General features: G+C 74.0%; 17 protein-coding genes. 8 read left to right on the top strand and 9 right to left on the bottom strand.

Annotation, left to right across the window (positions count from 1 at the left end; translation table 11 throughout):
• Positions 1-29: 29 nt before the first annotated feature.
• Positions 30-2066, bottom strand: a complete 2037-nt coding sequence (locus tag IF73_RS0116065) for a phosphocholine-specific phospholipase C (RefSeq protein ID WP_031008215.1) — start codon at positions 2064-2066, stop codon at positions 30-32.
• A gap of 311 nt (positions 2067-2377) precedes the next feature.
• Between IF73_RS0116065 and IF73_RS0116060 the strand changes: the two genes are divergently transcribed.
• Both IF73_RS0116060 and IF73_RS0116055 read left to right on the top strand, forming a co-directional pair.
• Positions 2378-3301, top strand: coding sequence for an SIS domain-containing protein (locus tag IF73_RS0116060; RefSeq protein ID WP_031008212.1), 924 nt, complete (start codon positions 2378-2380; stop codon positions 3299-3301).
• 85 nt (positions 3302-3386) lie between these two features.
• Entirely contained in the window at positions 3387-4223 is an 837-nt protein-coding gene (locus IF73_RS0116055) for a class II fructose-bisphosphate aldolase (RefSeq protein WP_031008210.1), read from the top strand.
• 36 nt (positions 4224-4259) lie between these two features.
• On the opposite strand, the gene IF73_RS37660 is transcribed toward IF73_RS0116055, so the two are convergent.
• The 4 genes from IF73_RS37660 to katG form a co-directional block, all read right to left on the bottom strand.
• On the bottom strand, positions 4260-4451 hold the full coding sequence (locus IF73_RS37660; RefSeq protein WP_037879337.1) for a hypothetical protein: 192 nt from the start codon (positions 4449-4451) through the stop codon (positions 4260-4262).
• A gap of 29 nt (positions 4452-4480) precedes the next feature.
• Entirely contained in the window at positions 4481-5536 is a 1056-nt protein-coding gene (locus IF73_RS0116045) for a glycosyltransferase (protein ID WP_037879335.1), read from the bottom strand.
• A gap of 167 nt (positions 5537-5703) precedes the next feature.
• Positions 5704-6411 (bottom strand): response regulator transcription factor, encoded by a 708-nt coding sequence (locus tag IF73_RS38655; protein WP_051716833.1) that lies wholly within the window; start codon positions 6409-6411, stop codon positions 5704-5706.
• 166 nt (positions 6412-6577) lie between these two features.
• A complete protein-coding gene (gene katG, locus IF73_RS0116035; RefSeq protein ID WP_031008201.1) occupies positions 6578-8803 on the bottom strand; it encodes a catalase/peroxidase HPI in 2226 nt (741 codons plus the stop codon).
• A gap of 264 nt (positions 8804-9067) precedes the next feature.
• On the opposite strand from katG, the gene IF73_RS0116030 reads away from it, so the two are divergent.
• From IF73_RS0116030 to IF73_RS0116005, 6 genes are all read left to right on the top strand, one after another.
• Positions 9068-9481 carry a Fur family transcriptional regulator gene (locus IF73_RS0116030; RefSeq protein ID WP_031008199.1) on the top strand — a complete coding sequence of 138 codons (414 nt, stop codon included), beginning with the start codon at positions 9068-9070 and terminating at the stop codon, positions 9479-9481.
• Positions 9482-9650: 169 nt separating this feature from the next.
• Entirely contained in the window at positions 9651-9794 is a 144-nt protein-coding gene (locus IF73_RS41445) for a hypothetical protein (RefSeq protein WP_199806662.1), read from the top strand.
• A 37-nt stretch (positions 9795-9831) separates the two neighbouring features.
• Positions 9832-10872: an NAD(P)-dependent alcohol dehydrogenase gene (locus IF73_RS0116020; RefSeq protein WP_031008197.1), complete on the top strand. Its 1041-nt coding sequence runs from the start codon at positions 9832-9834 to the stop codon at positions 10870-10872.
• A gap of 34 nt (positions 10873-10906) precedes the next feature.
• Positions 10907-11863: a GlxA family transcriptional regulator gene (locus tag IF73_RS0116015; protein WP_031008195.1), complete on the top strand. Its 957-nt coding sequence runs from the start codon at positions 10907-10909 to the stop codon at positions 11861-11863.
• Positions 11864-11990: 127 nt separating this feature from the next.
• Positions 11991-12986: a type I glyceraldehyde-3-phosphate dehydrogenase gene (gene gap, locus IF73_RS0116010; protein ID WP_031008193.1), complete on the top strand. Its 996-nt coding sequence runs from the start codon at positions 11991-11993 to the stop codon at positions 12984-12986.
• 78 nt (positions 12987-13064) lie between these two features.
• Positions 13065-13721 (top strand): DUF7691 family protein, encoded by a 657-nt coding sequence (locus IF73_RS0116005; protein WP_031008191.1) that lies wholly within the window; start codon positions 13065-13067, stop codon positions 13719-13721.
• Here IF73_RS0116005 and IF73_RS0116000 read toward each other — a convergent pair.
• From IF73_RS0116000 to IF73_RS0115985, 4 genes are read right to left on the bottom strand one after another with little or no spacing between them, the layout of a single operon-like run.
• A complete protein-coding gene (locus IF73_RS0116000; RefSeq protein ID WP_051716830.1) occupies positions 13711-14820 on the bottom strand; it encodes an acyl-CoA dehydrogenase family protein in 1110 nt (369 codons plus the stop codon). The two genes, IF73_RS0116005 and IF73_RS0116000, sit on opposite strands and share 11 nt — an antisense overlap.
• Positions 14817-15848, bottom strand: a complete 1032-nt coding sequence (locus IF73_RS0115995; protein WP_051716828.1) for an acyl-CoA dehydrogenase family protein — start codon at positions 15846-15848, stop codon at positions 14817-14819. Before IF73_RS0115995 ends, IF73_RS0116000 begins: the two co-directional genes overlap by 4 nt.
• A complete protein-coding gene (locus IF73_RS0115990; RefSeq protein WP_031008183.1) occupies positions 15848-17017 on the bottom strand; it encodes an acyl-CoA dehydrogenase family protein in 1170 nt (389 codons plus the stop codon). The genes IF73_RS0115995 and IF73_RS0115990 overlap by 1 nt, the downstream gene beginning before the upstream one ends.
• Entirely contained in the window at positions 17017-17907 is an 891-nt protein-coding gene (locus IF73_RS0115985; protein ID WP_031008181.1) for an enoyl-CoA hydratase, read from the bottom strand. Before IF73_RS0115985 ends, IF73_RS0115990 begins: the two co-directional genes overlap by 1 nt.
• Positions 17908-17913: the final 6 nt, after the last annotated feature.

Raw genomic sequence — 17913 nt, 5'->3', positions numbered from 1 at the left:
TGAAGTCGGGCGGTGTGCGGCGGGGACGGTCAGCCGGTGACGCTGGGCGCGCCGGTCTCGATGTGGCCGGTGTAGCGGCGCGACCAGGTGCCGTCGATGTCGGCCAGGATCGTGAAGTCGTACCAGCCGTCCGCGTACGCCACCGCGTTGAAGTAGTCCTCCCGGGACGAGCCGGCGGGGACCGTGTACGTCCACGGGCCGTCCGTGCGGTAGGCGTTCGAGCGGACGGTGAACGTCACCGGTCCGGCCGAGGTGTTGGTCAGCTTGAACCAGATCGCGGTCTTCCCGGTGCCGGCCTCGGTGGCGAACCGGGCGGCCACCTCGATCGCCTTGCCCGCCTTGGAGGCGTCGCCGATGAAGCGGCGCAGGAAGCGGTTCGGGCCCATCATCGAGATGTCGTACTTCCCCGAGCCAGAGCCGAGCCCGATGTTGAAGTAGTCCGTCGAGGTGGTCCCCGGGTCCACCGTGTACTGCCAGGCGGCCGTGTCGCGGTACTGGTGCGGATGGATCGAGAAGTGCGCGGCGCGCTGGGCCTGCGGACCCTGGTTGCTCATGGAGAACCAGGCGAGGATCTTGCCGGCGGCGCCGAACTCGAATCGGTCCAGGTTGCCGTTCGGCTGGTAGGGGAGCGCCCGTGCCGGGCGGCTGCCGGGCTCCTGGGCGGGCAGCGCGTTGTTCTGCGGCGCGGGGTTCGGCAGCGGGCCGCAGGTGGCCATGCCGATGACCTTCGCCGTCGACGGCAGGCCGGCGGGGACCCCGTACACGGGGTTCGCGAAGTCGAAGACGCCGGTCAGGTCGCCGGTCACCTTCCGCCGCCAGGCGCTGATGTTCGGACAGGTCGCCGGGGTCCCGAGGGCGGCGGTCCAGGTCTCCAGGAAGCGCAGCACCGAGGTGTGGTCGAAGACCTCCGAGCTGACCCAGCCGCCGCGCGTCCACGGGGACATGACCAGCATGGGCACCCGGAAGCCGAGGCCGATCGGCACGCCGTCGAGGTACTCGCCGGGGGTGCCGGGCGGCGCCACCGGCGGCGGCACGTGGTCGAAGAAGCCGTCGTTCTCGTCGTAGTTGAGGATCATCACCGTCGAGTCGAAGACCTCGGGGTTCGCGGCCAGGGCGCGGTAGACCAGATCGACGAAGTGGGCGCCGTCGCCGGGAGGCGCGTACGGGTGCTCGGAGAACGCCTCGTTCGCCACCACCCACGAGACCTGCGGCAGGGTGCCGGCGACGACGTCGGCGCGGATCGCGGCGGCGATGTCGTCCGGGGTCGAGCCGGTGACCTTCGGGACCGACGCCATGCCCCGGTCGTACAGCGGGTCGCCGGGCCGGGCGTCGGTGAACCTCTTGAAGTACGCGAGGCCGTTGTCGCCGTAGTTGTCCTGGGCGTTCTGGTACACCCGCCAGCTCACCCCGGCCCGCTGGAGCGCCTCCGCGTACGTCTCCCAGGTCAGCCCCGACTCGTCGCCGCCGTCCTTGCTGGAGGCGTCGATCCTCCCGCTCCAGAGGAAGGTGCGGTTCGGTCCGGTGGCGCTGAGCGCGGAGCAGAAGTACGCGTCGCAGACGGTGTAGTGGTCGGCGAGCGCGTGGTGGAAGGGGATGTCCTCGCGGTCGAGGTGGCCGACGGTCCGGGTGTTGCCCACGCCGGTCACCCAGTTGTCGAGCCGGCCCTTGTTCCAGGCGGCGTGCTGCGAGGTCCAGCTGTGCGGCAGGTCGCCGTTGCACTGGGCGAGGGTCTCGCCGTCGACCCCGCCGGCCGGAGGGGTGTCGCTGAGCTTCCACGGGAACTGCCGGCCGCCCCAGTTGGGCTGCTGGAAGGTGCTCCAGCCGCCGGGGATGTTGCCCGCCGCCCGGTCGCCGAAGCCGCGCACGCCCCGGAGCGTCCCGAAGTAGTGGTCGAAGCTGCGGTTCTCCTGCATGAGGATCACCACGTGCCGGACGTCGGTCAGTGTGCCGGTCGCGGCCCGCGCGGCGGCCGAGGCCGTCGCCGGCGGCAGCGCGGCCCCCGCGACGAGTCCGGCGCCGATCCCCGCGCCGATGCCGACGAATCCCCTGCGGCTGATGGGAAGCATCCCCGCCCCTCCTGTCACGGCGTGCCCCTGCGGCACATCGGCAGACATGATGGGGGAACGGGGCGCAAAGGTATACGCCCGTGCGGTAAGGGGTTGGTGAACAGCGTGATCGCCCTCGTTCACCCTGGTCCGACCAGTGGCTGAATTGGTTTCAGGTACGACCAATGCGTGCGGCTCGGTGGTCCGGGGCACGTGTGGAGGGGTGCGGGTGCTGTCGGGCCCTGGTCGTCGAGTGAGTGCATCTGCTTGAATACTGCTCATTCTGAGCAGCTTCACGCATCGATGTTCCCCCTTTCGTGCAAGGAGTGCGCATGGCCCCCTCCCGTACCACCGCCGAGATCGCCACCCAGCCCGCCGTCTGGCGGGAAGCGCTCCGCACCCTGCCCCGGCACGCCGCCGCCCTGCCCCGGCGCGGCGAGCGGGTCGCCGTGATCGGCTGCGGCACCTCCTGGTTCATGGCCCAGGCGTACGCGGACCTGCGCGAGGCCGGCGGGCACGGCGAGACCGACGCCTTCGCCGCCTCCCGCTTCCCCTTCGCCCGCCGCTACGACCGGGTCGTCGCCCTCACCCGCTCCGGCACCACCAGCGAGGTCCTCGCGGTCCTCGACCGGCTCCACGGCACCGTCGCCACCAGCGCGATCACCGCCGACCCGGCCACCCCGGTGATGGACGGCGCCGACGCCGTCGCCGTCCTCGACTTCGCCGACGAGGAGTCGGTCGTCCAGACCCGCTTCGCCACCACCGCCCTCGCCCTCCTCCGCGCCCACCTGGAGGCCGAGGACGCCCTCCCCGAGGGCGTCGGGTCCGTCGCCCGGGCCGCCGACGACGCCGAACTCGCCCTCGTCCGGCCGCTGGAGGACGCCGTACGGGAGGCCGAGCAGTTCACCTTCCTCGGCAGCGGCTGGACCTACGGCCTCGCCCAGGAGGCCGGGCTCAAGATGCGCGAGGCGGCCGGCGCGTGGACGGAGGCGTACCCGGCGATGGAGTACCGCCACGGCCCGATCAGCATCACCGGCCCCGGCCGGGTCGCCTGGAGCTTCGGCCCGCTGCCCGGCGGTCTCGCCGAGGAGGTCCGCGCGGTCGGCGGCATCCTCGTCGCCGGCGGCCTCGACCCGCTCGCCGAACTCGTCCTGGCCCAGCGGCTCGCCGTCGCGGTCGCCGAGGCCCGCGGGCTCGACCCCGACCGCCCGCGCAACCTCACCCGCTCCGTCGTCCTCGCGGACGCCGGCGCCTGAGCCCGAGTCGGCGCCCGAGACGGCGCCCGAGACGGCCCCCGAGCAGCACCGCATCCCTTCCCGTCCCGGAGTACGGAGCAGGACCATGCCACTGACCCAGACCCATGAGATCGTCCGGCGGGCCCGCGCCGCCGGTGCCGGTGTGGGCGCCTTCAACGTCCTCCAGCTGGAGCACGCGCAGGCCATCGTGGCCGGCGCGGAGCGGGCCGACCGGCCCGTCGTCCTCCAGATCAGCGAGAACACCGTCCGCTACCACGGCGCCCTCGAACCCGTCGCGCTCGCCTCGCTCGCCCTCGCCCGCGCCGCCAAGACGGCCGTCGCCGTCCACCTCGACCACGCCGAGAACCCGGACCTGGTCCACGAGGCCGTGGAACTCGGCCTGGGCTCCGTGATGTTCGACGCCGCGAGGCTCCCGTACGACGAGAACGTGGCCGCCACCCGCGAGATCGTCGAGCACTGCCACCGGCACGGCGTCCGGGTCGAGGCCGAGCTCGGCGAGATCGGCGGCAAGGGCGGCGCGCACGACCCCGGCGTCCGCACCGACCCGGAGGAGGCGCGCGCCTTCGTCGCCGCCACCGGCGTCGACGCCCTCGCCGTCGCCGTCGGCAGCGTCCACCAGATGGTCACCCGGGACGCGGTCCTCGACCTCGACCTGATCGGCCGGCTCCGGGCCGCCGTCGACGTCCCCCTCGTGCTGCACGGCTCCTCGGGCGTCCCCGACGCCCTGCTCGCCCGGGCCGTCGCCGCCGGCATGACCAAGGTGAACGTCTCCACCCACCTCAACAAGGCGTTCACCCACGCCGTCCGCGACCACCTCGCCGCGCACCCCGCCGAGGTGGACCCGCGCCGCTACCTCACCCCGGCGCGCACGGCCGTGACCGAGGCGGTCACCCACCTCCTCGGCCTCCTCGACCCCCGCTGACCCCGGCGCGCCCGGTCCCGGGCGCCCGGGACCGGGTCAGGGGCGCCGGTCGGGGCCGCCGCCGCGGATGACGGGGACCAGACCGCGCAGGGCCAGGCCGGCGGCGATCAGGGTGGTCGCCGCCACGACGAGGCCGAGGACGGCGAGCGGGGAGAGGCCGCCGCCGGTCGCGGCGAGCCCGGCGCCTCCGCCGCCGACCGCGCCGGCACCGATGGGCTTTCCGTACATGAGGATTCCTTTCTCCGGCCCGGGGGCCGTCAGGTGGCGACCCAGCGTTCCTGCCGGCGCAGGGCCAGGTCGATCAGCGATTTCACGAACACCAGCTGCCGGAACGCGTCGTACAGCAGCTCGGGGACGAGCGGCAGGGCGAGGAGCACGGCCCTGCGGCCCGCCCGGCGGACCGTCAGGGTCCGCTCCAGGACGAAGAGAAGGGTGATCGCCGTCCAGAACGGCGAGAAGCCCTGCCAGCCGTGGACCGCGAGCGTCAGCACCGTGAAGGTGAGGAAGAGCGCGAGGGCGAGGGCTCCGACGCCCAGCATCAGCTGCTGCCCGAAGTACGGCAGCGTCACCCGGTTCAGACCGTAGTCGCGCAGGTTCTCCAGCGCCCCGCGCTGCCAGCGCATCCGCTGGTGCCAGAGCTTGGGCAGCGTCGGCATCACCTCGGTGACGAGCCAGCAGGCGTCGGGGGAGACCGTGCGGTACCGCAGCGTCTTGACCGCCTTGGTGATCTCGTCGTCCTCGGTGAGCGAGGCCAGGCTGTAGTAGCCGTCCCCGCCGCCGATGACCCCCGCGCGGCGGGCGGCACGGACCTCGCGCAGCACCCTGGCCCGGAAGACGGTGCCCGTGCCGGTGAGCACCACGGCCTTGTTCCCCTTGCGGTGCACCTCCAGGGCGTAGCGCTCGTACTCCATCCGCTGGAGGAGCCCGAGCAGTCCGCCGCCCTCCTCGCCGAAGAAGATGCCGCCGACCGCGCCGACGCCGTCGTCCGCCGCGAGCGTGTCGACGGCGCAGGCCGTGAAGCCGGGGTTCAGGACCGTGTCCGCGTCCTGGACCAGGACCAGGTCGTCCTCGCCCAGTCCGTCGAGGAGGCCGGGCAGTGCCTGGTTGAGGGCGCCGGCCTTCTTGTCCCTGTTGTCCACCGGCACGAACACCTCGGCGCCGCAGCGCTCCGCGAGCGCGGCGGTCAGGTCGGTGCAGTTGTCGGCGACGACCACGATCCGGTCCGGGACGCGCCGCTGCCGGTACAGGCCGGCGAGCGTGGCGACGATGCGGTCCTGCTCGTTGTGCGCGGGCACCACGGCCACCAACCGCATCGAGACCTCCTCGCGTGCCCTTCGTCCTTTTCGTCCCTTCACAGTGGTGTGGCCGGGTTGCGGGAGGGGTGTACGAGCGGTGCGGCTCGGTTGCGGACCGGCGCGAGGGCGGGGAAAGGGGACGGAGGTCCCGGGCAGGGGGGAGCGGAGGTCCCGGCCGTGCCGGATCAGTCGACCGGGTGGTAGCGGTAGCCGACGCCCCGGACGGTGGAGATGCCGGTACGGCCTCCGGTGGCGGCGGCGATCTTCCGGCGGAGCCGCAGCACGGTGTACTTCACCCGGCCCGGGTCGCCGTCCTCGTGGGCGCCCCACACCTCGCGCAGCAGCTGGCCGTGGCTCAGGACCTGTTCGGGGCGGGCGGCCAGGGTGGCGAGGAGGTCGAACTCCAGCGGGCTGAGGTCGAGCGCCGTGCCCGCCACGGTGGCGGTGTGCGCGGCGCGGTCGATCACGACGCGCTGCGCCGCTCCGGTGGCGGTGGGTGCTTCCGGGCGGGGCAGCAGGCGGCGGAAGCGGGCCGCGAGGCGGTGCAGGCCCTGCTCCTGGGAGAGGGCGTAGGTGACGTAGTCGTCGGCGCCCAGGCGGTAGGCGCGGGCCGCGTCGACCTCGACGTACACGGGCGCGGTGACGACGATGGGCATCCCGTGGTCGTGCGCGCGGAGCTCGGTGAGCAGCCGCCAGGGGTCGGCGCGCGGCAGGTCGAGGCTGAGCAGCAGGCCCTGCGGGTGGCGGGCACGCAGGGCGCGCCGGGTGGCGGGGCCGTCCGTGGTCTGGAGCACGTCGTGTCCCTGCTCGCGCAGCATCCCGCCGACGACGTCCACCACGCGCGGGTCCCGCAGCGCGAAGAGGAGCAGGGGGCGGGCGGTCGGCTGCTGCATGCCTGGACGATAGCCCCGGTCCGCGGGCCCGGCAGCTCGGCCGGCCGGTCGCCGCGGGCGGGGGCGCGTCGAAAGGGGGCGCCCCCAGGACCGGGGGAGGTCCTGGGGGCGCGGGGTGCCGGGGCGGCCGGTTCTGGGCGGCCGGCCCCGGTGGGTGCGGTGCGGGTCAGCGGAGGTCGAAGCGGTCCAGGTCCATGACCTTGGTCCAGGCCGCGACGAAGTCCGTCACGAACTTGTCCGCGGCGTCGTCGCTCGCGTAGACCTCGGCGAGGGCGCGGAGCTCCGAGTTCGAGCCGAAGACCAGGTCGGCGCGGGTGCCGGTCCACTTGACCTCGTTGGTCGCGTCGTCGCGGCCCTCGAAGGTGTTCGCGTCGCCGGAGACGGGCGACCAGGTGGTGCCCAGGTCGAGCAGGTTGACGAAGAAGTCGTTCGTCAGCGTGCCCGGCCGGTCGGTGAGGACGCCGAGGGAGGTCTGCGGCTGGGTGATGCCCAGGGCGCGCAGGCCGCCGATGAGGACGGTGAGCTCGGGGGCGCTGACCGTGAGCAGGTTGGCGCGGTCGACCAGCAGGTACTCGGCGGGGAGGCGGACGCCCTTGCCGAGGTAGTTGCGGAAGCCGTCGGCCTGCGGCTCCAGGGCGGCGAAGGACTCGATGTCCGTCTGCTCCTGGGAGGCGTCCACGCGGCCCGGGGTGAACGGCACCTCGACGGTCCGGCCGGCGTCGGCGGCGGCCTTCTCGACGGCCGCGGAGCCCGCGAGGACCACGAGGTCGGCGAGGGAGACCTGCTTGCCGTCGGTCCGGCCGGTGTTGAAGGACTCCTGGACGCCCTCCAGGACGCGCAGGACCTGCGCGAGGTCGTCCGGGTTGTTGACCTGCCAGCCGCGCTGGGGCTCCAGGCGGATGCGGCCGCCGTTGGCGCCGCCGCGCTTGTCGCTGCCCCGGAAGGAGGAGGCGGCGGCCCAGGCGGCGCCGACCAGCTGGGCGACCGTCAGGTCGGAGGCGAGGATCTGCTCCTTGAGGGAGGCGATGTCCGCCGCGTCGACCAGCTCGTACGTACGGGCCGGCAGCGGGTCCTGCCAGGGGAGCTCCTCCGACGGGACCTCGGGGCCGAGGTAGCGCACGACCGGGCCCATGTCGCGGTGGGTGAGCTTGTACCAGGCGCGGGCGAAGGCGTCCGCGAACTGGTCGGGGTTCTCGTAGAAGCGGCGGGAGATCTGCTCGTAGACCGGGTCGAAGCGGAGCGACAGGTCGGTGGTGAGCATGGTCGGGAGGTGCTTCTTCTCCGGGTCGTACGCGTCCGGGATGATCGCCTCGGCGTCCTTGGCGACCCACTGGTGGGCGCCCGCGGGGCTCTTGGTCAGCTCGTAGTCGTACTCGAAGAGGTGCTTGAAGAAGTCGTGGCCCCACTGGGCGGGCGTGGTGGTCCAGGTGACCTCCAGACCGCTGGTGATGGCGTCGGCGCCCTTGCCGGAGCGGTAGCTGTTCGCCCAGCCGAAGCCCTGGGCCTCGATCGGGGCCGCCTCCGGGTCCGCGCCGACGTTCTCGTGGGGGCCGGCGCCGTGCGCCTTGCCGAAGGTGTGGCCGCCGGCGATGAGGGCGACCGTCTCCTCGTCGTTCATCGCCATCCGGCGGAAGGTCTCGCGGATGTCGCGGGCCGCGGCGACCGGGTCCGGGTTGCCGTTGGGGCCCTCGGGGTTGACGTAGATGAGGCCCATCTGGACGGCGCCGAGGGGCTCCTCCAGCTCGCGGTCGCCCGAGTAGCGCTCGTCGCCGAGCCAGGTGGTCTCGGGGCCCCAGTAGACGTCCTCGTCGGCCTCCCACACGTCCTCGCGGCCGCCGGCGAAGCCGAAGGTCTCGAAGCCCATGGACTCCAGGGCCACGTTGCCGGTGAGGATCATGAGGTCGGCCCAGGAGAGGGACTGGCCGTACTTCTTCTTCACCGGCCACAGCAGGCGGCGGGCCTTGTCCAGGTTGCCGTTGTCCGGCCAGCTGTTGAGCGGGGCGAAGCGCTGCTGGCCGGCGCCGGCGCCGCCGCGGCCGTCGCTGATGCGGTACGTGCCCGCGCTGTGCCAGGCCATGCGGACCATGAAGGGGCCGTAGTGGCCGAAGTCGGCCGGCCACCAGTCCTGCGAGGTCGTGAGGACCTCGGCGATGTCCCGCTTCACGGCGGCGAGGTCCAGGGCCTTGAACGCCTCGGCGTAGTCGAAGTCCTCGCCGAGCGGGTTGCCCACGGCCGGGTTCTTGGCCAGGATCCGCAGGTTCAGCCGGTTCGGCCACCACTGGCGGTTGCCGCCGCCCTGGGTCGGGTGCGCGGCACGTCCGTGGGCGACCGGGCAGCCGCCCGCGCCCTCGGCCTTCACGTCGCCGCCGGGTGCATCGAGGTTCTCAGACATGGGTATTCCTTCCGGACACGCGCGGGAAGGTCGCGGACACGGAGACCCGACGAAGAGGTACCGCCCGGGGTGTGCCCCGGAGGTGGTACGTCACGTCCTCGTCTCCCGCCGTGTCGGACTCTTCCTGTCCCTTGGCCATCAACAAAACTGATCCTACAATGGACGAAGTCCAAGTCAAGAACAATGCCAAAGTGAGGCTGCCGGGCCGGGGGTGCGACTCCCCGGGCGCGCCGGTCCTCGCCGAGGAGGAACAGGTAGGCCCCCATGAGTGACCTGCTGGAGCGGCTGCGGGCCCGCGGCTGGCGGATGACGTCGCAGCGGCGAGTCGTCGCGGAGGTCCTCGCCGGCGATCACGTGCACCTCACCGCCGACGAGGTGCACGCGCGTGCCGTGGAGCGACTTCCGGAGATCGCCCGGGCGACCGTCTACAACACCCTGGGCGAACTGGTCTCCCTCGGCGAGGTGGTGGAGCTCTCCACCGACGGCCGCGCGAAGCGGTACGACCCCAACGCCCGCCATCCGCACCAGCACCTGGTCTGCACGGAGTGCGGCACCATCCGCGACGTCCGCCCCTCCGGCGACCCGCTGGCCACCCTCCCCGACTCCGAGCGCTACGGCTTCACCGTCTCGAAGGTCGACGTCACCTACCGGGGCCGCTGCCCGTCCTGCGCGGCCTGACCGACCGGGGCGGACCCGGCGCCGCCGTGGCCGGTCAGGGTGCCTGGGGAGGGTCGGTCGACGCCGTCGAGGGCGGCGAGGGCGCACCCGGTGCGGCGCGCCAGAGCGGGGTCGGCGGGCTCGGGCGAAGCGCCGGCCGGCTGGGCGTGGCGGGCCCCCCGTCACCTGCGTGCCCGACCCGGAGGCCCCCCTCGGCCGCCGCCGGGCCAGTCTCGCGACCGTGCTCCTCGACCCGGCGGAGCGCACCGCGCGGATCCTGGACGGGACTCCGGCGGAGCACGCCGACCGTCCCTGGTACACGCTGCGGGCCTGACCGCGCGCGGACGGGGGAGCGGCGGCACCCTGGAGAGATGAAGGCGCTGCAGTACCGCACCGTGGGGGCCGCCCCCGAAGTCGTCACCGTCCCCGACCCGGAACCCGGGCCTGGGCAGGTCCTCCTGAAGGTCACCGCCGCCGGCGTCTGCCACTCCGACATCGCCGTCATGAGCTGGCCCGCCGAACAGCTGCCCTTCCCGCTGCCCCTCACCCTCGGACACGAGGGCGCCGGCACCGTCGCGGCCCTCGGCGACGGCGCCACCGGCTTCGCCGAGGGCGACGCCGTCGCCGTCTACGGGCCCTGGGGCTGCGGGAACTGCTGGATGTGCGCCCAGGGCAAGGAGAACTACTGCCTGCGCGCCGCCGAGCTGGGCATCCGCCCGCCCGGCCTCGGCGCCCCCGGCGCCATCGCCGAGTACCTGCTCGTCGACAGCCCCCGCCACCTCGTCCCGCTCGGCGGCCTCGACCCGGTGCGGGCGGTCCCGCTGACGGATGCCGGCCTCACCCCGTACCACGCCCTCAAGCGCTCCCTGCCGAAGCTCGTCCCCGGCTCCACCGCCGTGGTCATCGGCGCCGGCGGCCTCGGGCACGTCGCCGTCCAGCTGCTGCGCGCCCTCAGCCCCGCCCGCGTCGTCGCCCTCGACGTCGCCGACGAGAAGCTCGCCCTCGCCCGGACCGTCGGCGCCCACGCGACCGTGCGCTCCGACTCCGCCGCCGCCGACACCGTCCGCGACATGACCGGCGGACGCGGCGCCGAACTCGTCCTCGACTTCGTCGGCGCCCCCACCACCACCGCCTCCGCAGGGGCGATGGCCGCCGTCGAGGGCGACGTCACCATCGTCGGCCTCGGCGGCGGCACCCTCCCGGTCGGCTTCGGCGCCCTCCCCTACGAGGTCTCCGTCGCCTCCCCGTACTGGGGCACCCGCGCCGAGCTCGTCGAGGTCCTCGACCTGGCCCGCGCCGGCGCCGTCGACGTCCACACCGAGACCTACACCCTCGACGAGGCCCCCGAGGCGTACGAGCGGCTGCACGCCGGGCGGATCGAAGGACGCGCGGTCGTCCTCCCGAACGGCTGACGGGCCGGGGAGCGGGGCCACGTAGGCTCGTGACGTGCCACCCACCCGTCTGTACCGCGTCGCCGTCCTCGTCCTCGAAGGCGCCAAACCCCTCGACGTCGGCATCCCCGCCCAGGTGTTCACGACCCGCGCGAGCATGCCCTACGAGGTCCGCGTCTGCGGCGCCACCCCCGGCCTCGTCACCGGCGGCGACGGCCTCTCCTACAACGTCGCCCACGGCCTCGACGCCCTCGCCTGGGCGGACATCGTCTTCGTCCCCGGCTACCGCTTCCCCGACCGCGACGACCCGCCCCAGGCCGTCGTCGAAGCCCTGATCGCCGCCCACGCGCGCGGGGCCCGGCTCGCCGCCATCTCCACCGGCGCCTTCGCGCTCGCCGCCACCGGCCTCCTCGACGGCCGGCGCGCCACCACCCACTGGCACTACGCGCGCGCCCTCGCCGAGAAGTGGCCCCTGGTCCAGGTCGACGAGAACGTCCTCTTCGTCGACGAGGGCAGCGTCCTCACCTCCGCCGGCGCCGCCTCCGGCCTCGACCTGTGCCTGCACATCCTCCGCGGCGACCTCGGCGTCGGCGCCGCCAACCACGCCGCCCGCCGGCTCGTCGCCGCCCCCTACCGCAGCGGCGGCCAGGCCCAGTACGTGCCCCGCAGCGTCCCCGAACCGCACGGCGAGCGCTTCGCCGCCACCCGCGAATGGGTCCTGCACCACCTCGACGAGCCCCTCACCCTCGACGTCCTCGCCCGGCACGCCGCCGTCTCGCCGCGCACCTTCTCCCGCCGCTTCGTCGAGGAGACCGGCTACACCCCCATGCAGTGGCTGCTCCGTGCCCGCGTCGACCGCGCCCGTGAACTGCTCGAACGCTCCGAACTCGGCGTCGAGCAGATCGCCGCCGAGACCGGTCTCGGCACCGGCGCCAACCTGCGGATGCACTTCCAGCGGATCCTCGGCACCACCCCCAGCGACTACCGGCGCACCTTCACCCAGGGCGACTGAACCCCCCACCCGGGCCGGATCGCCAGATCTTGGCACGATCCTTGCGGACCATGGCGATCTCGCCCCTGCCACGCGGCGGCGCGGCGCGCGAGGCTGGGTCACGAAGAAACGGAAGGGACCCCGCATCATGACTCGCATCGCCATCAACGGTTTCGGTCGCATCGGCCGCAACGTGCTCCGCGCCCTCCTGGAGCGCGACACCACGCTGGAGGTCGTCGCCGTCAACGACCTCACCGAGCCCAAGGCGCTCGCCCGTCTCCTCGCCTTCGACTCCACCTCCGGCCGCCTCGGCCGCCCGGTCTCCGTCGACGGCGACACCCTCGTCGTGGACGGCCGCCGCATCAAGGTCCTCGCCGAGCGCGAGCCGGCCAACCTCCCCTGGGCCGAGCTGGGCGTCGACATCGTCCTGGAGGCCACCGGCCGCTTCACCAGCGCCAAGGACGCCCGCCTCCACCTCGACGCCGGTGCCAAGAAGGTCCTCGTCAGCGCCCCCTCCGACGGTGCCGACGTCACCCTCGCCTACGGCGTGAACAGCGACACGTACGACGCCGAGCTGCACACGATCGTCTCCAACGCCTCCTGCACCACCAACGCGCTCGCCCCGCTGGCCGCCGTCCTCGACGAGCTGGCCGGCATCGAGCACGGCTTCATGACGACCGTGCACGCCTACACCCAGGAGCAGAACCTCCAGGACGGCCCGCACCGCGACGCCCGCCGCGCCCGCAACGCCGCCGTGAACATCGTGCCCACCAGCACCGGTGCCGCCAAGGCCATCGGCCTGGTCCTGCCGCAGCTGGACGGCAAGCTCTCCGGCGACTCCATCCGCGTGCCCGTGCCGGTCGGCTCGATCGTCGAGCTGAACACGACCGTCTCCCGCGAGGTCACCCGCGAGGAGATCCTCGACGCCTACCGCAAGGCCGCCGAGGGCAAGCTCGCCGGCGTGCTGGAGTACTCGGAGGACGAGCTGGTCTCCTCCGACATCACCGGCAACCCGCACTCCTCCATCTTCGACGCCGCCCTCACCCGGGTCGACGGCCGCCACGTCAAGGTCGTCGCCTGGTACGACAACGAGTGGGGCTTCTCCAACCGCGTCATCGACACCCTGCAACTGCTCGCCGGCTGACCCGGGGTCACCACCCGCGACGCCCCCTCGGCTTCGGCCGAGGGGGCGTTGTCAGTGCCGCGTGACAGGATGTCGATCATGAGCCGGATCATCTCGTACACCATCGGCGACCGCGCGAAGGCCGTCGCCTACCTCGGAGCCGCGGAGCGCCTCACCGACGACCAGCGGCGCGTGCTCGCCATGATGCGCGAGCGGGCCGAGGCCAGTCAGCGCGACCTGGACCGTCAGGACCTCGACTGGGGACTGACGATTCCCGAGGCTCTGGAGCACCTGATCGAGGGCCGGGCCGACGCGGAGGGGACGTACGTGGGCAAGGCATACGCCCGCGCGCTCCAGCACGTCATCGACTACTGCGGCTCCGACTCCCTGGACTTCGGCGTCTACTCCAAGCCCAGCACCTTCTTCGGCCTCCTCGACGAGCAGCTGAAGCAGCACGGCGTCCCCGCCGAACTGCTGCCCCACGGCTACCTCTTCTCCGGGCCGCCGGACGAGATCCCCTTCTTCATCCCGTGCGCGATCGACGGCCCCGACATCGGGATGCTGCCGCTCGACCGGGCGAAGCCGGCCGTCGACGCCTACCGGGCGGTCCGCGACAGGATCGACCCGGACTTCGTCTACGACCTCGATCTCCTCATCGAGAAGCTGGAGTTCGAGCACGAGGAGTGGGAGTCCACCAAGGCGCGGGGGTACGACTGGTACACCCACGACACCATCTTCTTCTCCATCAACGGCTGACCGGCCGCCGGCCGGCCGGCACCGGGTCCGGCAGGCCCAGCGCGGTGGCCAGCCGGGAGCGGTGCCAGTGCGGCGGGCCGAAGAGCCGACCGGAGCCGTGCGCCCGCTTGAAGTAGCGGTGGGCGTCGTGCTCCCAGGTGATGCCGATCCCGCCGTGCAGCTGGATCATCTCGCCGGCCACCTCTGAGAACGCCTCCGAGCAGACCGACCGGGCGGTGGCGGCCAGCCGGGTCAGCTCCGGTCCGCTCACCCCGTCCGCGGCGGCGAAGGCCGCGCCGAGCGCGGCGGAGCGGGCCGACTCGACCCGGACGTACGCGTCCGCGAGCCGGTGCTTCACCGCCTGGAAGGAGCCGATCGGGCGCCCGAACTGCACCCGCTCCCCGGCGTACGCCACCGTGAGTTCGAGGCACCGCGCGGCCGCCCCGACCTGCTCGGCGGCGAGCGCCGTACAGGCCAGGTCGAGGACGTGCCGCAGCACCCGGCCGCCGTCGCCCCCGGTGCCGACCGGCCGGCCCTCCGCGCCGTCGAGCACCACCCGCGTCTGCGCCCGGGTGGCGTCCATCGGGACCGGCTCCTCCCGGCCGACGCCCGGCGCGTCGCCGGGCACCGCGAAGAGCGACACCCCGGCGGGCGTACGGGCGGCCACCAGGAGCGTCCCGGCGCGCGTCCCGTCGAGCACATGCTCCTTCACCCCGGTGAGCTGCCAGCCGCCGCCGGGGCGGGGGGCGGCCTCGGCGCGTACCGCCTCCGGGTCCCAGGAGCCGTCCTCGGCCCAGGCCAGGGCCGCCGTCGTCGCGCCCGAGGCCAGACCCGGCAGCAGCGCGGCGCACTCCCCGGGGTCGGCGGCGGCCAGCAGCGTCTGCACGGCGAGCACCGCGGAGCCGAGGTACGGGACGGGGCTCAACTCGCGCCCCAGCTCCTCCATCACCACGTGGACCTCCACGGCCCCGCAGCCCGCCCCGCCGTACTCCTCGGGGACGGCCAGCCCCGCGACGCCGACCTGCTCGGCCAGCGGCCGCCAGGCCGCCTCGCCGGGATGCCGCCGCAGCACCCCCCGCACGGCCGTGCGCAGTTCCTCCTGCTCCTCGGTGAACCTCATGCCGCTCCTCCCTGCTGCGGGACGGGTGCGGCGCCGGTCGGCCAGGGGGCGAGGACGCGGGCGCGGCAGGAGGCGGGGGACCCCCAGGCGTCGCGGAGCGGGCGTGCCTTGCGGATCCACAGGGAGAGGTCCAGCTCCTCGGTGTAGCCGACGGCGCCGTGGAGCTGGAGGGCGGTGCGGGCGGCGGAGTGGGCCGCCTCGCCGGCGGTGACCTTGGCGGCGGCGATCTCCCGGGGGGCCGTCCCGTGCGCGGCCAGGGTCAGCGCGGCCTCGTACAGGAGGGGCTGGGCGAACTCGAGGGCGAGGAGGGTGTCGGCCAGCCGGTGCTGCACGGCCTGGAACGAGCCGATGGGGACGCCGAACTGGGTGCGCTGTCGGGCGTAGGCGACCGTCCGGTCGAGCAGGGCCCGGCCGAGGCCCAGCGACTGGGCGGCGGTGGCGAGGGCGGCGACCTCGGCGGCGTACCCGGTGGCGGCGGCCGCTTCGGGGCCCCGGGCCAGGACGGTGCCGCCGGCGGGGCGGGCGAGCCGGCGGGCCGGGTCGGCGGAGGGCTGGACGGGGCCGGCCGTGGCGGCGAGGCGGACGGTGTCGCCGTCGGCGACGAGCACCGCGTCGGCGATGTCCGCGTCGAGCGCGTACGGGCCGGTGAGGTCCGGGACGCAGAGGGAGGCGGTCGCCTCGCCGGCGGCGAGCCGGGGCAGCCACGCGGCGGCCGCGGTCTTGTCGCCGAGGCGGTCGAGGAGGGCGGCGGCGGCGACCGTCTCGACCAGCGGGCCGGGGGCGGCGTGCCGGCCGAGCTCGGTGAAGGCGACGGCCAGTTCCACCGGCAGCGGTCCCAGGCCCTCGTACGTCTCCGGTACGGCGAGCGCGAAGACGCCCGCCGCCGCGAGCCGGGTCCAGAGCGCGCGCCCCGGGGCGTGGTCGCCGGCCGCCCAGGCCCGCGCGGTAGCCGGGGTGTCGGCGGCCGTCAGCAGGGTGTCCAGGGTGCGGGCGAACTCCCGCTGTCCGTCGTCCAGCAGGAACCGCATCACCGGCGTCCCTTCGGCAGGCCGAGCAGCCGCTCGGCGATGATGTCGCGCTGGATCTCGTTGGTCCCGGCGTAGATCGGCCCGGCCAGGGCGAAGGTGTGGCCCTCGGCCCAGGCGCCGTGCGCGGGGGCCTCCGGGGCCTCGTCGGAGAGTTCGCCGTACGGTCCGAGGAGGTCGAGGGCGGTCTCGTGGAGGGCGATGTCGAGCTCGGACCAGAAGACCTTGTTGAGGCTGGACTCCGCGCCGATGGAGCCGCCGGCGGCGAGCCGTGAGGCGTTGGCGTAGGTGAACAGGCGGTAGGCGCGGGCGCCGATGACCGCGTCGGCGACGCGGTCGCGGACGGCGGTGTCGGCGGGGTCGGCGCGCTCGCGCCAGAGCGCGGCGAGCCGGTCGGCGGCGGCGGAGAACCGGCCGGGACTGCGCAGGGTCAGGCCGCGCTCGTTGCCGGCGGTGCTCATGGCGACCCGCCAGCCGTCGCCGGGGGCGCCGATGACGTCCTCGTCGGGGACGAACACGTCGTCGAGGAAGAGTTCGGCGAAGGCGGGCTTGCCGTCGAGCCGGCCGACGGGCCGCACGGTGACGCCCTCCGCGTCCAGCGGGAACATGAGATACGTGAGGCCCCGGTGCGGCCTGTCCGCCCCGGGGTCGCTGCGGAAGAGGCCGAAGGCGCGGTCGGCGAAGGCGGCCCGGGAGGACCAGGTCTTCTGGCCGCGGAGCAGCCAGCCGCCGTCGGTGCGGTCGGCGGTGGAGCGCAGGCTCGCGAGGTCGGAGCCGGACTCGGGCTCGGACCACGCCTGGGCCCAGACGACCTCGCCGGACGCCATGGGGGGCAGGACGCGGGCGCGCTGCTCGGCGGTGCCGTGCTCGAAGAGGGTGGGGGCGAGCAGGTTGATGCCGTTCTGGCTGACCCGGCCGGGCGCGCCCGCGGCGTAGTACTCCTCCTCGAAGACCAGCCAGGCGAGGACGGAGCAGCCCCGGCCGCCGTACTCCTCGGGCCAGGAGACCACCGACCAGCGGTCGGCGGCGAGTTCGGCCTCCCAGGCGCGGTGGGCGGCGAAGCCCTCGGCGGTCTCCAGGGACGGCAGGGGTGTGCCGGGGACGTGGTCGGCGAGCCAGGCGCGGGCCTCGGCCCGGAAGGCGTCGTCCGCCGCGGAGAAGTCGAGGTCCATCAGGCGTCCGCCTTCCCGGGGCAGGGGGGTCGTCCCCCGGAACGGCGCAGCATCGCGTGGATGTCCATGCCGCCGAGCGCGTCGCGGGCGGTCTCGGCGTTGTGCGCGTGCGCGAGGTGGTGCAGGCCGAAGACGGCGTCCATGCCGGTGTGCAGGCCCTGGAGGTCCTCCGCCTGGTTGACGGCGCGCTTGGTGAGCGCCAGTCCCATGCGGGGCATCTCGGCGATCCGGTGCGCCAGCTCCATGGTCACGGCTTCGAGTTCGGCGCGGGGGGCGACTCTGTTGACCATGCCGACCTGGTGGGCGCGGCGGGCGCTCATCCGGTCGCCGGTGTACAGGAACTCCTTGGCGATCCGGGGCGGCATCACCCAGGGGTGGGCGAAGTACTCGACGCCGGGGATGCCCATGCGGACCACCGGGTCGGCGAAGAAGGCGTCCTCGGAGGCGACGATCAGGTCGCAGACCCAGGCGAGCATCAGACCGCCGGCGACGCAGGCGCCCTGCACCGAGGCGACGACCGGCTTGGGCAGTTCGCGCCAGCGGCGGCACATGCCCAGGTAGACCTCGGACTCGCGGGCGAAGCGGCTCTCCGCGCCCTCCTTGTCCGAGTGGTCCCACCAGAGGCCGGCCCTCCGCTCGAAGGACAGGTGCGCGTCGCGCTCGGGGGTGCCGATGTCGTGGCCGGCGGAGAAGTGCTCGCCGGCGCCGGCGAGGACGACGACCTTGACCTCGCCGTCGTCGGCCGCGCGGTAGAAGGCGCGGTCGAGGGCGTAGGTCATCGCGGAGTTCTGGGCGTTGCGGTACTCGGGCCGGTCCATGGTGACGACGGCGACGGGGCCCCGCCGTTCGTAGCGGACGGGCTCGGCGGACGTGGTGCGGGCAGCGGACATCCGTCC

Source organism: Streptomyces sp. NRRL F-5727 (assembly GCF_000719555.1).
Lineage (GTDB): Bacteria > Actinomycetota > Actinomycetes > Streptomycetales > Streptomycetaceae > Streptomyces.
Note: the sequence above shows the minus strand (reverse complement) of the source record. Positions and strands in the feature narration are given on the sequence as shown.